The following is a 15,860-nucleotide window of genomic DNA, read 5'->3' on the forward strand; positions in this document are numbered from 1 at the left end:
TCGCTGAGTTGTCATCTTCGCTGGCGATGCTTGGCGGATGTCTTGCATCCAGCCTTGCGTCACCGCCCGACCACAAGGATGTCCGCCCATGTCGCAAGGTTCTGCCCCGCGCTACCCGCTGGTGTTGGTCCCGGGAATGCTCGGGTTCATCCGCTTGGTGCTTTATCCGTACTGGTACGGGATCGTCGAGGCGTTGCGCCATGGCGGTGCGGTGGTGTTCGCCGTGCAGGTCTCGCCGCTCAATTCGAACGAAGTGCGTGGCGAGCAATTGCTAGTGCGAATCGACGAAATCCTGCGGGAAACCGGGGCCGCCAAGGTCAACCTGATCGGCCATAGCCAGGGCTCGCTGACCGCCCGTTATGCGGCGGCCAAGCGTCCTGACCTGATCGCTTCGGTGACCTCGGTGGCGGGGCCGAACCACGGTTCGGAGCTCGCCGATTACCTGCACGAGCATTATCCCCATGACAGTGTCCGTGGTCGTCTGCTGTGCTTTTTGCTGCGAATGGTCAGCACGCTGATGGGATGGCTGGATACCGGTTACCGCGGGCCGAAATTGCCGGTGGATATCCATGCGTCCCATCACTCCCTCACCCGCGCTGGCGTGGCGCTGTTCAACCAGCGTTATCCGCAGGGGCTGCCCGAGACCTGGGGCGGTCATGGGCCGGAGGAGGTCAACGGTGTGCGCTATTACTCCTGGTCCGGCACCTTGCAACCGGGCATTACCGATCGCGGGCGCAACCTGCTGGACGGCACCAATCGCAGTTGCCGGCTGTTCGCTAAAACCTTCGTCCGCGAAGCCGGGCATTGCGACGGCATGGTCGGGCGCTACAGCTCGCACCTGGGGACGGTGATCGGCGACGAATATCCGCTGGATCACTTTGATATCGTCAACCAGTCGCTGGGGCTGGTGGGCAAGGGGGCCGAGCCGATTCGGTTGTTTGTCGAGCATGCTGCACGGTTGAAGGCGGCGGGGCTTTAGATCGCCACAAAAAGCTAGGTGCGACCCAACACCGTCGTCCAGCGCTCGGAAACAATCACCCCACCCAGTGTCAACACCCCGCCCACCAGGTGATACAGCGCCAGTTGTTCATGCAGTACCACCGCCGCAATCAATGCGGTGATCAGCGGCAGCAAATTGAAAAACTGCGTGGTCCGGCTCGGCCCCAATCGCACCACGGCCTGCATCCACGCCAGCGGCGCGACCATCGAAGCCAGCAGGCAGGCGTACAGCACCAGCGGAATGTTCTGCAGGGTCGGGCCGACTTTCGGTGAGGCGATGAACAACGGAAACAGCACCACCACGGCCACCAGCACCTGCAGATACAGGAGCACCAGCGGCGGCAGTTTCAGCTGCCATTTTTTCAACAGAGTGCTGTAGACCGCGTAGGCCAGGGTGGCGATCAGCATCATCGCGTCGCCCAGATTGACCCCGTGTTCGAGCAATGCGCCAAGGCTGCCGGACGACACCACCACCAGGACACCGGCAAACGACAGCACCGCACCGGCCAGGGCACCCATGGTCAGGCGCTGCCCGAGGCTGATGATCGCCATGGCGAGCGACATCAGCGGCATCAGCGACAGGATGATGCCCATGTTGGTGGCCGAGGTCAGGCTCGCGGCGAAGTACGCCAGGCTTTGATAGACCGCCATGCCGAGAACACCAAGGACAAAGATCTTGCCCAGTTTCGGGCGGATCAGCGGCCAATGGGCGAGCACCGGTTTGAGCATGAAGGGCGTGAACAGCAATCCGGCCAGCAGCCAGCGGTAGAAACCGATCTCGGCGGGGAAGATCGCCCCGGCCGACATTTTGGTGATCACGGTGTTGCCGGCCCAGATAAAAATGGCCAGCAGGGGATAAGCGTATTGCATCGGGAAAAACCAGAACGTTAATGAAGGGCAATTATCCGCTTGTCTGGATGCAAGCCTATACTTCGATCCAGACAACCGGCCCCTGATGACGGACAGCATGATCAGTAAACACATCGACCTGCTGGATTTCAGCGAACTGCCGTCGGCGGTGTACTTCCGCTACGCCGATTTCGACGCCCACGAATACGCCGCGCCCCATCGACATCCCTGGGGGACGCTGGAATACGCCGCCCACGGCGTGCTGCACATGGACGTCGAGGGCAGCCGCTTCATGTCGCCACCGCAATACGCGGTATGGGTGCCGCCGCAGATCGAGCACAGTTTCTACAGCCGCCAACCGGTCAACTACCGCGCCGTGTGCCTGGCACCCAAGGTCTGCGCCGACCTGCCGCTGCGAGCCTGCACCCTGGCCATCAGCGACATCCTCAAGGCGATCCTCAAGGACTTCGCCGCCCGGGACGTGAAAATCCCCGAGCTGGCCGCCGACCAGCGTCTGGCCCAGGTATTGGTGGATCAACTGCAACAGGCCCCGGTGCACGAGTGCTACCTGCCCTATGCCAGCAGCCCCGGATTGCTTGGAATCCTCGAAGCGTTGCAGGCTGAGCCTGGGGATAACCGGCCCCTGTCGGAATGGGCCGCACGCATCCATGTCAGCGAGCGCACCCTGGCGCGGCAGTTCGTGCGGGAACTGGGCATGAGTTTCGGTGAGTGGCGCCAGCGCCTGCGTTTTCTGGCGGCGATCGAAGCGCTGGATAGCCCGCGCAGCATTCAGGAAATCGCCTTCGACATGGGCTACAGCACCGGCTCGGCGTTTATCGCGATGTTCCAGCGTCAGGCCGGATGTACGCCGGAGCAGTATCGCCGCAGCCATCTGGAGAACAGGAAGGTGTAACAGGGGTTGTCTACACTCCAGTACAAGGCTGCACCCCTCGGTGTGGCGACCAGGAGAAAACTCCATGAAGATGATGCATGTCCCTTTGTTGATGATCGGTTTGCTGCTGTGCTCCCAGGGCTTTGCCGCCAACACGGCCCAGCAAGAGAAGATGACCACCTGCAATGCCGACGCTACGGCTAAAAGCCTAAAGGGCGACGAGCGCAAAGCCTTCATGAGCACCTGCCTGAAGGCGACTCCGGCGGCAAACGATGCCGGTAAGGCCTTGACCCCACAGCAAGAGAAGATGAAGACATGTAACGCCGACGCCGCCACCAAAGCCCTCAAGGGTGACGAGCGCAAGGCGTTCATGAGCGAGTGCCTGAAGAAAAAATAAACCCGGTCAGGGATCTGTGGGGGCTGTGTTGGTCCATCGTCGGAGCGCCGCCCGGAGCAAGCTCGCTCCCACATTTGCCAGGTGTACCCGGTTCCACTGTGGGAGCGAGCCTGCTCGCGATGAGGCCAGTCGAGGCACTGCAAACATCCAGAGCCCCCACTAAGGTCGCCCCACACAATCCCTAGTGCTCGCACCGGATCGCTGGCAGACTGCCAATCCTTTTTACGCCGTTCGTTTTTGAGGCTGTATGCCAACGTTTTCTCAGCGTCAAGTCTTGCTGGTCATCAGCTGGGTCATCATTTTTGGTGGGCTGCTACTGGTCCTGCCGCTACGGTTGCTGCCAAGCCTGCTCGCCGGGTTGCTGGTGTTCGAACTGGTCAACATGCTTACCCCGCAACTGCAACGGCTGATCGAAGGCCGGCGCGCGCGCTGGCTGGCGGTGGCGTTGCTGGGGACTCTGATTGTCAGCGTGTTGTCGCTGATCTTTGCCGGTGCCTTCAGCTTCCTGTTGCACGAGGCGGAAAACCCGGGCGCGTCCCTCGACAAGTTCATGGGGGTGGTCGACCGCGCGCGCGGGCAATTGCCGCCGTTCATCGACGCCTATCTGCCGGCCAGTGCCGCTGAGTTTCGCGTGGCGATTGGTGAGTGGGTCAGCAAGCACCTCAGCGAGTTGCAACTGGTGGGCAAGGACGCGGCGCACATGTTCGTGACCTTGCTGATCGGGATGGTGCTGGGGGCGATCATTGCCTTGCAGCGCGTGCCGGATCTGACCAAGCGCAAACCGCTGGCCGCGGCGCTGTTCGAACGTCTGCACCTGCTGGTCCAGGCGTTTCGCAACATCGTGTTCGCCCAGATCAAGATCTCCCTGCTCAATACCTTCTTCACCGGGATTTTCCTGGCGGTGATCCTGCCGATGTTCGGTATCAAGCTGCCGCTGACCAAAACCCTGATCGTGCTGACGTTCCTGCTCGGCCTGTTGCCGGTGATCGGCAACCTGATGTCGAACACCCTGATCACCATCGTCGGTTTGTCGTTGTCGATCTGGGTCGCTGTGGCGGCGCTGGGTTACCTGATCTTTATCCACAAGCTCGAATACTTCCTCAACGCGCGCATCGTCGGCGGGCAGATCAGTGCCAAGTCGTGGGAGTTGCTGCTGGCGATGCTGGTGTTCGAGGCCGCGTTCGGCCTGCCGGGAGTGGTGGCGGGGCCGATTTACTACGCGTACCTGAAGAGTGAGTTGAAGCAGGTGGGGATGGTTTGATCTGCTGGATCTTTGTTGCCTGATCTGGCCCTATCGCGAGCAAGCTCGCTCCCACAAGGACAGCGCATGACCTGTGGGAGCGTGGCTTGCCCGCGATGAAGGCACCTCGGTTTCAGATCAGTCCATGGAACCGTAGCGTTTAGCCGCCTCGATCGCCAGACCGCTACCGATACTGCCAAAGATGTTCCCTTCCACATGCCGCGCATTCGGCAGCATTGCCGAAACACTGTTGCGCAGCGCCGGAATCCCGCTCGAACCGCCGGTGAAGAACACCGTATCGACCTGGTCGACCCGCACATCGGCGTCTGCCAGCAGTTGGGTGACGCTGTTGCGTACACGCTCCAGCAGGCTGTCGATGGCCGACTCGAACAATGCACGGCTCAAGTCCACGCTCAGGCCCGCTTCAATGCGGTCCAGCGGCACGTGGCGATTGTCGGCGTGGGTCAACTGGATCTTGGTTTCTTCCACTTCCATGGCCAGCCAGTGCCCGGCGCGCTGTTCGATCAGCTTGAACAGACGGTCGATACCGCCGGTGTCCTCGATGTCGTAGCGCATGCTGCCCAGGGCCAGTTGCGACTTCTGTGAGTACACCGAGTTGATGGTGTGCCAGGTCGCCAGGTTCATGTGGTGACTGGTCGGCATGTAGGCGCCGCTCTTCATGCGGCTGCCGTAACCGAACAGCGGCATCAGGCCTTGCAGGCTGAGCTGTTTGTCGAAGTCGGTTCCGCCGATGTGCACACCGCCGGTGGCGAGGATGTCCTCGTGGCGGTTATCCACGCCCCGACGCTCCGGCGACAGGCGCACCAGCGAGAAGTCGGAGGTACCACCGCCGATATCGACGATCAACACCAGCTCTTCTTTCTCGATGGTCGACTCGTAGTCGAACGCGGCGGCAATCGGTTCGTACTGGAACGAGACTTCCTTGAAGCCGATCTTGCGTGCCACGTCTACCAGGGTGTCTTCGGCTTCTTTGTCGGCCATCGGGTCATCGTCGACAAAAAACACCGGCCGACCCAGCACCACTTCTTCGAATTCCCGACCGGCGGCGGCTTCGGCGCGGCTCTTGAGCTGGCCGATGAACAGCCCGAGCAGGTCCTTGAACGGCATCGCCGTGCCCAGGACGCTGGTGTCGTGCTTGATCAGCTTGGAACCCAGCAGGCTCTTGAGCGAGCGCATCAGGCGGCCTTCGTAGCCTTCCAGGTACTCGTGCAGCGCCAGCCGGCCGTACACCGGGCGGCGTTCTTCGATATTGAAGAAGACCACCGACGGCAGGGTGATCTTGTCGTCCTCCAGCGCGATCAGCGTTTCCACGCCGGGGCGCAGCCAGCCGACAGTGGAGTTGGACGTGCCAAAGTCGATACCCAAGGCACGGGCTGGAGATGCGTTGTTCATGTCTTTCAGGTTCCGGTTAAAAAACGGCCGCGCAGTGTATGTCAGAGCGCGCCAGATTCGAAGGCCGGTTATCTGCTAATTCTTCGCAGACAATGCCTTGAAAGATGGGTCATCCCCCCCAAACTACCCTGCATCAACCGGACAGCCGTGGGAGTGCTAGCAAGAAGCCCCGCCTGCTGCCGATAAACTTCTGCTGCGCCGCCCGGTCACAAACTTGAGATCGGTCAAACCAATGGCTGCAAACAAGCGCATGCTGTGGCCTGTGGCGCGATTCTGATAACGGATGGTGATTCCCTCGATGGACTTCAAAGACTATTACAAGATTCTCGGTGTGGAGCCGACCGCAGACGATAAGGCGATCAAGGCCGCCTATCGCAAGCTGGCGCGCAAATACCACCCCGACGTCAGCAAGGAAAAGGATGCCGAGTCCAGGTTCAAGGACGCTTCGGAAGCGTATGAAGCGCTGAAAAGCGCCGACAAACGCGCCGAATACGATGACTTGCGCCGCTATGGCCAGCACGGCCAACCGTTCCAGGGACCACCGGGCTGGCAAAGCCGTGGCGGTTTCGGTGGTGGTGGCCAGGACACGGGCGATTTCTCGGACTTCTTCAGTTCTATCTTCGGCAACCGTGGACCAGGTTTTGGTGGTGGTGAACAGTCGCGTCGCAGCACCGGACGTCGAGGGCAGGACGTGGAAATGGAGCTTGGGGTTTTTCTCGAAGAAACACTGTCGACCGAATCGAAGAAGGTCACCTTCCAGGTACCGCAGTACAACGCGGCCGGCCAGCATGTGAGCAACACCAGCAAGAGCCTGAACGTGAAGATTCCGGCCGGTGTGAGCGACGGCGAGCGCATTCGCCTCAAGGGGCAGGGCGCTCCGGGTGTCGGTGGCGGGGCCAATGGCGACCTGTACCTGACGATCCGTTTTGCACCGCACCCGAAATTCGACGTCGAAGGCGAGAACCTGATCATCACCTTGCCACTGGCACCGTGGGAGCTGGCGCTGGGCGCCGAAGTCGCCGTGCCGACCCTGACCGGCAAGATCAACCTCAAGGTCCCGGCCGGCAGCCAGAACGGCCAGCGCATGCGCGCCAAGGGCCATGGCCTGATGAACAAGGCCGGTGAGCGCGGCTTCCTGTTCGTGCAACTGAAAGCCGTGATGCCGAAGAAATCCGACGATGACATCAAGGCCCTGTGGCAGGAGCTGGCGAAAAAAGCCGCGTTCGACCCGCGAGAGCATTTCTGATCCCCTAGAACCAAGGAGTCACTGACTATGAGCAGTCCCCTGATCGTTCAACTGGACATGGCAGAATTCTGTGAGGCGGCCGAGTTGTCGGACGTCTACGTGATCGAAATCGTCGAGCACGGCATCCTCGAACCTCAGGGCGCTCAGCCCAAGGACTGGGTTTTCAACGACTACGAGCTGACCCTGGCCAAGCGCGCCGCCAAGCTGCGGCGCGACCTTGACCTGGAATGGGAAGGCGTCGCCCTGGCGCTGGACTTGCTTGAAGAAGTCCAGCAACTGCGGGCCGAGAACCGAATGCTCAAGCAGCGATTGGGGCGGTTGGTGGTGGAGTAGTCTTCAGATGTATCTGTGGAGCCTGCTCGCGAAGAACGATAACTCGGTCCCAAAGCCTTACACCTTCCTCGGCAGCACCACGCTAAACGTCGTGCCATCAATCTCGCTGGAGCTGACTCCAATCGTCCCCTGATGGGCATCGACCACTTCCTTGACGATAAACAACCCCAACCCGAGGCTGGTCGTAGGCTCGCCGAGTTCTTCGCTGGCGCTGCGCACCAGCGCGTCGAATAGTAGTCCCTTTGCCGGAAAAAACAGGACCGCTCATGCCGAGGCACAGGCAGATATGTCGATGGCGGTAGATATGTGTTTTTGGCTCCCTGATTTTCGATCCCCCGGAGCCTTTTCAGGGGGCTGGCCAAGCAGCTATTTGGTCTTTTGTTTCAGGTGCAGGTGAATAAGCTGGTGGTTCTTTTCCTGTCATCAAGGTGATTCAAAAGTGTCTGATTTGCATGGAAGCAACTCACAGAAAATACCGGACGGAGTGTCCATCGATAGTCACGGGATACATTACCGTCGTGCAAACGACGTGATCCCCGGCGCCATCAAGAATGCGCCGGTGGAGAGGTTGAAGTCCCTGCTCGCGCTCGAGCCGCAAATGCCCGAGTGGTATAGCGGCGCACGGGAAATCGACCGTCAATACCTCAAGCAGTTGATGGATGAGCGCTGGCGTTTGCAAGACGTACTGGACCAGACCCGGGGCGACTTGAAGCACGACATCAATGCCTTCGCCGAACCCTTGCTCAAAACGGTTTTGCAGTCGACATTCAGCACGGTCGAGAACTTCAATGAACTCACCGTACAGCTTGAAGTGCCGAGCACGATCATTTTCGGCATCGATACCGGGGCCAGTCGTGTGCGCCAATCCACGTTGCAGGAAGCAGCACTGCACAACTTCGAAGAAGACGAAACGGCACCTGGCGCGTTGCGCAGCAGCTCCGGTATCTACCGCAAGGACACTCGAGGCAGTCTCGGCCTTGAACCGGCCATTACCCTCCCGGCGTTCGCAGCCTTGTGCCGAAGCCTGGACATCGGCGGGCAATACCAGCGACACATCAAGTCCGTCCTGTTGCCCGATTCCCCACAGGCACAGCGAACCTTGCAACAGGATTCGGTGGCCAGTGAAAAGGCGGCCTTTCATGTGGCCGCACTGATTGCCCGATTGAAGGGTGAAATCAGTGACCATGCCTTTGGAAAGTTGAACCAGGTATGTGAGGGCCGGGCAGACATCACGCTGTACGACCAGCCGTTACAGTGTCATCGGTTGTCGCTGATGGGCTTTAGAATGACTGGCATCGTGCTGTTCAGCGCAGTCACTGATCCATCGCAAGTAAAGCGCGAAGTTGAAGCCTTGACGCCGGCCCTGTTGAGCTTCTGGATAGACTGGTCGCGCCGCATCCCTGTACTGCCGGGTCAAGAGTACGATCGATTCAAACTGCTGCAAGCCTTCTTTGCCAATGGGCCGCAGGGTTTGAGTGATGAGCTGTTGCGCCGCGAGGATATTTATCAACAGAGTCGTTTGACCGGACCGTTGATTGCCTATGTCCCGGATGATCCGGAGCATCCTTTGAAAGAGTATCCGTCGCTGACCGCATTCATGAAGACGCTGCTGGGTCAGTTAAGAAATACGGATTACCAGGAGTTTTTCAGCCGTTTTGTAGCGCAGAAGGACAAAGGACAGTTCTTCGCCAGGGTCAACGAACGTCTCACGACATTCACCTGGCACGAGCGCGAGCCGCTCGACATGGGGCCGTGGTGGCGTGAAACCGCGCTTGAAAACCCCGATGCAGAGCCCATCACCAACCAGATGACGGGGGATCTGTGGGTGGCGCTGTTTTTGGCGCGCCGCGACAAGGCCATCGCCGATGCCAGGCTCATCGCAGTGCCGACCGACGATGAGGATGCCAACGCACGCTTCAAACGCTTGACCGGTTATCTGTCGATCGGCTGGAACCTGTTCAACTTCGCCGCAATACTGGTGCCCGGCCTGGGCGAAGCCATGCTCGGCATCATGGTCGCGCAGATGCTCGCCGAGGTGGCTGAAGGCATCGAGGACTGGAGCAAGGGTGACAAGGAGCAGGCCTCTGCCTATTTCAACGGGGTCTTGATCAACTTCGCGCAATTGGCGCTCATGGGTGCTGGGCATGTGCTGCCCGGCACCGGTGTCGCGCCGATCAAGGTGTCGCCGTTTGTCGAGGGCCTCAAGCCCGTGGAGGTCGGCGGCAAGGAGCGTTTGTGGAATCCTGACCTCGGTCCCTACGAACAACCGATCGCATTGCCCGACGGGGCGAAGGCCAGTGACATAGGGCTGTACCGTCATCAGGATCAGGACCTGCTGCGGCTCGATGACAAATGCTACGCAGTCAGGCAAGACCCGGACACTGGCCGGCACCAGCTTCAACACCCGACTCGCGCCGATGCGTATCAGCCTCTGTTGGAGCACAACGGTGCCGGCAGTTGGAAGACGGAGTTCGACCAACCGCTCGAATGGGACAAGGGGCAAATACTCAGGCGTCTGGGCGCTTCGGTGGATGGATTCTCAGATGAAACCCTGGAGCAGGTTCTGACCGCCAGCGGCGTGCACGAAAATGTACTGCGCCGGCTTCACGTCGAACAGCAGACCCCTCCCGCTCTGTTGGCCGATACCCTCAAGCGCTTCAAGGCCCATGCCGATGCGCAAGCCTGCGCAGAGCAGATACTGGCCAACCGGATCGGTGAGGAATGGGCCGATTACGCCGTGCGATCCATGACCGAAATGGGCGGCTGGCCCGACGACAAGGCCATTGAAGTCTTCCAGGGGCCAGGGCTTACGGGGGCGGCGATCAAGGACGGCTATGCCCAGGCGTCACCGGCCAATACGTTGCAGATGACCTGGACTGACCTGCTGGCAGGGGCGCTGCCCGAGCGGGTGGTGGGGTTCCTTGACGAACAGGCGCTTCGAGAGCTGCTCGGCGAATGGTTCTCCGGTGACGCGCAGATGCGTACCGACGCAATGCGCGAGCAATGGGCGGCACAGTTGGGCCGGCGCAAGCGGCAGTTGTTCGACCTTCTGTACAGTCGTCGGACCCGTTCGGACGATCCTTTGGTGAACTTGATCAAGGACGATTTTGCAGAGATCTCGATCGGCCAGGCGCAAGAACTGCTGGATGAGGCGCACCCTTCGGACGTGCAACACCTGACCGAAAAAAAACGCGTGCCTTTGAGGCTGGCGGAACACGCCCGCAAGGCCGCCGAGCAACTGCGGATGACGCGGGCCTATGAAGGCCTTTACCTCGACGCCTTGCACAGTGCCGACACGGCGCGCCTGGAGTTGCACTCCATGGCGGCCCTGCCAGGCTGGCCGACGGATGTGCGCCTGGAAGTTCGTGAGTATTCATTCGAAGGAGCGCTGACCGACAGCCTGGGCCCCGTCGACGCGCCGATCCGCAAAGTGCTGATCCTGGGTGAGGATGGCAAATACGAAGCGCGGGACGACAGCGATCAACACCTGCACGGCGCGGACAATCTGTATACCGCGGTGCTGCATGCGCTGCCGGATTCGCAACGAACAACCCTCGGCTTCGGCATCAACGAGGCTATGCGGCTGGAGCAAGCGATAAAGGCGCGCCCCCTTGACCGTCAGGAGTTTGAGCCGATTCTGCGGAACAACCCGAATTACAAACCGACCTACGATCCGACCGGCATGCGCCTGCGCGGTGGCATGCGTGGCTATGCCCGGCAAGCACCGCATGGCATGGGGCTGCGGCGGCGGGCTCAGGCACTGTATCCGGATTTCACCTCGCAGGAGATCGAGACGTTGCTGGCGCAGTTCAGCCAGGGCGAAGGTGCGGAGCATGAACGACTGGCCGCGCTCGAGACCGAGTTCAACCAGTTGAACCACAGCCTGCAACGCTGGATGAACTCACCAACGCAGGCCCATCGTTTTAGCCCGGCGGGCGTGGGGGAGTGGCGTGGGCGCGAAAAAATCTACAAAGCGCTCAGGCAATGTTGGCAGCGCACCGGACCGGAGGGCATCAGGGCTCCCGGTGTAGTGCGGCCACAGGAGTTGAAACTGGACAACATTGCCAAGCTGAGCCGGCTACTGGAAACCCTGCCGAAGCTGGAGGCCAACTTTGACCATGTCACCTCGTTGAGCCTGCGCAATTGCCGGTTGGGCTCCGAGCCACTGTCACTGCTCGAGTCTTTTCATGAGGTGCGCTATCTCAATCTGCAAGACAATCTGCTGACGGCGCTTCCGCAGGCGGTGAAGGACATGCGTCATCTCGCTCACCTGTTTCTTGACGGCAATAACATTGAACTGGATGTATTGGCGGTCGATCGCCTGAAGACTCTGACGCGCCTGACGTCCCTGCGCTTGCGCGGCAACCCGCTCAAGCTCAGTCCGAACATCAGTCGAATGCCGCATTTGCAGATACTGTTGCTGGGCGACACGGGACTGGACAGCTGGCCTGACGGGCTGTTTTCGCAATCGCGGCCGCGCAGTATCTACCTTGACTTGAGTGGCAACCCGATCAGTCGGATACCTGTGGTCGCACCGGGTTCATTTCGCGCAGAGCTATTGGCGCGCACCGTGATCAGTCAGTCGCCGCGCTGGATCTCGCCGGAGAATCTCGAGATCTTCAAGTCTTACATCGAGTCAGTCGGCATGGATCCGGAGCGTCCCTATCCGCCTCGCGGCGTAGTCGACAGCGTGGACTGGGCGACGGGTATGTCCGAGCAGGAATGGCAGAAAAAGCAGGAAATCTGGAACGCGGTCGAAGATGAGTTCAACTCATTGTCGTTTTTCACTGAAATCGACAAGCTCACCAAATCCGCTGACTTCAGGGCCGGCGGCACCTATCAGGAGGAACTGACCTCCAAGGTCTGGCGCATGCTTGAGGCCATGGCCAGCGATACTGAACTTCGAGTCAATCTGTTCGACGAAGCCGCAGTACCCGCCCGATGCGTGGATGGCGGCACACAGCTGTTCAATGCCATGGGCGTGCAGGTATTGGTCCACGAAGCTTACGCCCTGGAGCGTGCGGACTTGATCGAAACACAGTTGCTGGAACTGGCCCTGGGCAAGTCCCGGCTCGATGAGCTCGGTGCCATTGCGCGTCACCGGGTGTCTGAGCGGTTGGCGAAGGGAGAACAGTACCAGCGGATCGGCGCCAATGGCAATGTGACTGGCACTATCGATGAAGTGGAAGTGCACCTGGCCTACATGACTGATCTGGCCGAGCGCCTGGATTTGCCGTGGCAGGCGCGGGGCATGCAGTTCCGCAAGATCGCCGAGGTCAGCAAAGAAATGATCGAGGCCGCGTTCCAGCGGATCAAGGCGCTGGAGGAAGGGGATCTGCTGATCGACCGGATCCTCGAGCAACCGCTCTGGAAAAACTGGTTGGAGTCGACTTACCGCGAGGAGTTGAATGGCTTGAAACGCCGAATCGACGCCACCATCGATTTGCAGGATGCGTTGCAGCGCAGGGCCGAAGGTACGAGGCTCACCACCGAGGGAAAGGCTGCGGTGGAGGCGGAAATCAAGGGGCTGTGCAGTGAGTTGGGCAAAAGTGAAACTGACTTTGCGGACGGCAGGCTGATGACTGACGAGGAATATGTTCAAGCCTTGGATGACATCGATCTGCAGATTACGCAGTTGCTGAAAAAACTGACACGGGAAGCGATGATTCGGGCCAGGCTGGATCGGCTGCGGATTGAATCCGTTCAGTAACCACGGATAAAACAAAGGCCTCGCCACAGGGTGTGCGAGGCCTTTGTTCGTGTCGTGGTTGCCGGGTCAGAACAGGAAGTAACGCTGGGCCATCGGCAAGGTTTGCGCCGGCTCACACCACAGCAACACCCCGTCGGCCTTGACCTGGTAGGTCTGCGAATCAACGTCGATGTTCGGTAGGTAGTCGTTGTGAATCAGGTCGGTTTTCTGCACGTCACGGCAGCCTTTGACCACGGCGATTTTCTTCTTCAAACCCAGGGCTTCGGGCAAGCCTGCATCCTGCGCGGCCTGGCTGATGAAGGTCATGCTGGTGGCGTGCAGCGAGCCGCCGAAGCTGGCGAACATCGGGCGGTAGTGCACTGGTTGTGGCGTCGGGATCGAGGCATTGGCGTCGCCCATCAGGCTGGCTGCGATGGCGCCGCCCTTGAGAATCAGCGTCGGCTTCACGCCGAAAAATGCCGGGCGCCAGAGCACCAGGTCCGCCCATTTTCCCACTTCGACCGAACCCACTTCATGGCTGATGCCGTGGGTGATCGCCGGGTTGATGGTGTACTTGGCGATGTAGCGTTTGGCGCGGAAGTTGTCGTTGCCCTGACCATCACCGGGCAGTGGCCCGCGTTGTTTTTTCATCTTGTCGGCAGTCTGCCAGGTGCGGGTGATGACTTCGCCGACGCGCCCCATGGCCTGACTGTCTGAGCTGATCATCGAGAACGCACCGAGGTCGTGGAGGATGTCTTCGGCGGCAATCGTCTCGCGGCGAATGCGGCTTTCGGCGAAGGCCACATCCTCGGCAATGCTCGGGTCGAGGTGATGGCAGACCATCAGCATGTCGAGGTGTTCATCAATGGTGTTGCGAGTGAACGGCCGGGTCGGGTTGGTGGAGCTGGGCAGCACGTTGGCCAAACCGCAGGCCTTGATGATGTCCGGCGCGTGACCGCCACCGGCACCTTCGGTGTGATAGGTGTGAATGGTGCGGCCCTTGAAGGCGGCAAGGGTGGTCTCGACGAAACCGGATTCGTTGAGGGTGTCGGTGTGGATCGCGACCTGTATGTCGAATTGATCGGCCACCGTCAGGCAGTTGTCGATACTCGCCGGCGTGGTGCCCCAGTCCTCATGCAACTTGAGGCCTATGGCACCGGCCTTGACTTGTTCGATCAACGGCTCGGGCAGGCTGGCGTTACCTTTGCCAGTCAGGCCGATGTTCATCGGGAACGCGTCGGCGGCCTGGAGCATGCGCGCCAGGTGCCACGGCCCGGAGGTGCATGTGGTCGCGTTGGTGCCGGTGGCCGGTCCGGTGCCGCCACCGATCATGGTGGTGACGCCGCTCATCAACGCCTCTTCGATCTGCTGCGGGCAGATGAAGTGGATGTGGGTGTCGATGCCGCCGGCGGTGAGGATCATGCCTTCACCTGCGATGACTTCGGTGCTGGCGCCAATGGCGATGTTGACGTTGGGCTGGATGTCCGGGTTGCCGGCCTTGCCGATCGCGGCGATGCGCCCGTCCTTGAGACCGACGTCGGCCTTGACGATGCCCCAGTGGTCGATGATCAGCGCGTTGGTGATCAGCGTGTCGACCACCTCGGCTGCCAGCAACTGGCTTTGGCCCTGGCCGTCACGGATGACTTTGCCGCCACCGAATTTCACTTCTTCGCCGTAGGTGGTGAAGTCCTGCTCCACTTCGATCCACAACTCGGTGTCTGCCAGGCGCACCTTGTCACCGACGGTGGGGCCGAACATGTCGGCGTAGGCTTGACGGGAAATCTTCATCGGAATTCCTTGCACAAATTTATTGTGGCGAGGGGGCTTGCCCCCGTTCGGGTGCGAAGCGCCCGCAATCTGGTTGATGAGGTTTGTCTGACGAACCGAGGTGGCCGGTTTTACGACCGCTGCGCGGCCGAACGGGGGCAAGCCCCCTCGCCACAGGGGCCGGTGCTAGTCACAGATCACCCATGATCCGCCCGGCAAACCCGAACACCCGGCGATGCCCGGCCAAATCCACCAACTCCACTTCGCGGCTCTGCCCCGGTTCGAAGCGCACGGCGGTGCCGGCGGGGATGTTCAAGCGCATGCCGCGACTGGCGGCACGGTCGAACGTCAGCGCGTCGTTGGTTTCGAAAAAGTGGTAATGGGAGCCGACCTGGATCGGCCGATCACCACTGTTGGCCACTTTCAGGCTGATCGTGCGCCGGCCGACGTTGAGCTCGATCTCGCCGGGCTGGATCTGGTATTCACCGGGAATCATCAATGGGCTCCCTGGAGAATCTTGTAGTACAGGGCGGTCGGCTTGTAGCGGCCGGTCGGGTCGCAGGCGTAGTCGGGGATTTCACCGGCGCGGGTATAACCCAGCGATTGGTAGAAAGCTTCGGCGGGCGAACCAGCTTCGGTGTCGAGGTAAAGCATGCCGCGCTTGTGCTGCAGAGCGGCCGCCTCCAGGGCACTCATCAGTTGCTGGCCCAGACCACGACGTCGCGCATGTTCGCGCACCAGCAACTTCTGCACTTCGGCACGGTTCAGGCCGTTGGCTTTCTGGCACAGACCCAGCTGTACGCTGGCCTGCACCTGCTCGTCCTTGACCACCACCCACAGCATCACATTGCCCTTGTTCAGGTTGTCCTGGACCTCGTCGAAATAGGCATGGGCCTGGGTCGCATCGAGGTCAGCCATGAAGCCGACACTGGCGCCATAACCGACGGCATCGAGCAGGAGGTCGATCAGGCCCTGGCGATAATGCGCAAAGCTTTCGACGTTGACGCGTCGCAGTTGGGCGGGGTTCATGGGCGA

12 protein-coding genes and 1 pseudogene are annotated in these 15,860 nt (G+C 60.5%); 7 read left to right on the forward strand and 6 right to left on the reverse strand.

Going from position 1 to position 15,860, the window contains the following annotated elements; all coding sequences use genetic code 11:
* Positions 1 to 88: 88 nt before the first annotated feature.
* Positions 89 to 979 (forward strand): triacylglycerol lipase, encoded by an 891-nt coding sequence (locus tag AABM52_RS02925; RefSeq protein WP_347910328.1) that lies wholly within the window; start codon positions 89 to 91, stop codon positions 977 to 979.
* A 14-nt stretch (positions 980 to 993) separates the two neighbouring features.
* Here AABM52_RS02925 and AABM52_RS02930 read toward each other — a convergent pair whose 3' ends face one another.
* Entirely contained in the window at positions 994 to 1,869 is an 876-nt protein-coding gene (locus AABM52_RS02930; protein ID WP_347910329.1) for a DMT family transporter, read from the reverse strand.
* Positions 1,870 to 1,966: 97 nt separating this feature from the next.
* On the opposite strand from AABM52_RS02930, the gene AABM52_RS02935 reads away from it, so the two are divergent.
* The 3 genes from AABM52_RS02935 (at position 1,967) to AABM52_RS02945 (ending at position 4,398) form a co-directional block, all read left to right on the forward strand.
* Positions 1,967 to 2,761, forward strand: a complete 795-nt coding sequence (locus AABM52_RS02935; protein WP_347910330.1) for a helix-turn-helix transcriptional regulator — start codon at positions 1,967 to 1,969, stop codon at positions 2,759 to 2,761.
* 64 nt (positions 2,762 to 2,825) lie between these two features.
* Positions 2,826 to 3,137: a PsiF family protein gene (locus AABM52_RS02940; RefSeq protein ID WP_347910331.1), complete on the forward strand. Its 312-nt coding sequence runs from the start codon at positions 2,826 to 2,828 to the stop codon at positions 3,135 to 3,137.
* 247 nt (positions 3,138 to 3,384) lie between these two features.
* Entirely contained in the window at positions 3,385 to 4,398 is a 1,014-nt protein-coding gene (locus AABM52_RS02945; RefSeq protein WP_347910332.1) for a hypothetical protein, read from the forward strand.
* A 117-nt stretch (positions 4,399 to 4,515) separates the two neighbouring features.
* Here the strand turns inward: AABM52_RS02945 and AABM52_RS02950 are convergent, their stop codons facing one another.
* Positions 4,516 to 5,790, reverse strand: coding sequence for an Hsp70 family protein (locus AABM52_RS02950; RefSeq protein ID WP_218430942.1), 1,275 nt, complete (start codon positions 5,788 to 5,790; stop codon positions 4,516 to 4,518).
* 298 nt (positions 5,791 to 6,088) lie between these two features.
* On the opposite strand from AABM52_RS02950, the gene AABM52_RS02955 reads away from it, so the two are divergent.
* A complete protein-coding gene (locus AABM52_RS02955; protein ID WP_347910333.1) occupies positions 6,089 to 7,036 on the forward strand; it encodes a DnaJ C-terminal domain-containing protein in 948 nt (315 codons plus the stop codon).
* 27 nt (positions 7,037 to 7,063) lie between these two features.
* Positions 7,064 to 7,369, forward strand: coding sequence for a chaperone modulator CbpM (locus AABM52_RS02960; protein WP_223461628.1), 306 nt, complete (start codon positions 7,064 to 7,066; stop codon positions 7,367 to 7,369).
* Positions 7,370 to 7,426: 57 nt separating this feature from the next.
* Here the strand turns inward: AABM52_RS02960 and AABM52_RS02965 are convergent.
* Positions 7,427 to 7,609 (reverse strand): annotated as a pseudogene (locus AABM52_RS02965) (ATP-binding protein); the annotation flags it as partial.
* A 358-nt stretch (positions 7,610 to 7,967) separates the two neighbouring features.
* Between AABM52_RS02965 and AABM52_RS02970 the strand changes: the two are divergent.
* The gene (locus tag AABM52_RS02970) at positions 7,968 to 13,079 is read left to right on the forward strand and encodes a DUF6543 domain-containing protein (RefSeq protein ID WP_347910334.1); all 5,112 of its coding nucleotides are present in this window, start codon (positions 7,968 to 7,970) and stop codon (positions 13,077 to 13,079) included.
* A gap of 66 nt (positions 13,080 to 13,145) precedes the next feature.
* On the opposite strand, the gene ureC is transcribed toward AABM52_RS02970, so the two are convergent.
* The 3 genes from ureC to AABM52_RS02985 form a co-directional block, all read right to left on the reverse strand.
* Positions 13,146 to 14,846: an urease subunit alpha gene (ureC, locus tag AABM52_RS02975; RefSeq protein ID WP_347910335.1), complete on the reverse strand. Its 1,701-nt coding sequence runs from the start codon at positions 14,844 to 14,846 to the stop codon at positions 13,146 to 13,148.
* Positions 14,847 to 15,015: 169 nt separating this feature from the next.
* Entirely contained in the window at positions 15,016 to 15,321 is a 306-nt protein-coding gene (locus AABM52_RS02980) for an urease subunit beta (RefSeq protein WP_223461633.1), read from the reverse strand.
* A complete protein-coding gene (locus AABM52_RS02985) occupies positions 15,321 to 15,854 on the reverse strand; it encodes a GNAT family N-acetyltransferase (RefSeq protein ID WP_347910336.1) in 534 nt (177 codons plus the stop codon). Before AABM52_RS02985 ends, AABM52_RS02980 begins: the two co-directional genes overlap by 1 nt.
* Positions 15,855 to 15,860: the final 6 nt, after the last annotated feature.

Source organism: Pseudomonas grandcourensis (assembly GCF_039909015.1).
Lineage (GTDB): Bacteria > Pseudomonadota > Gammaproteobacteria > Pseudomonadales > Pseudomonadaceae > Aquipseudomonas > Aquipseudomonas grandcourensis.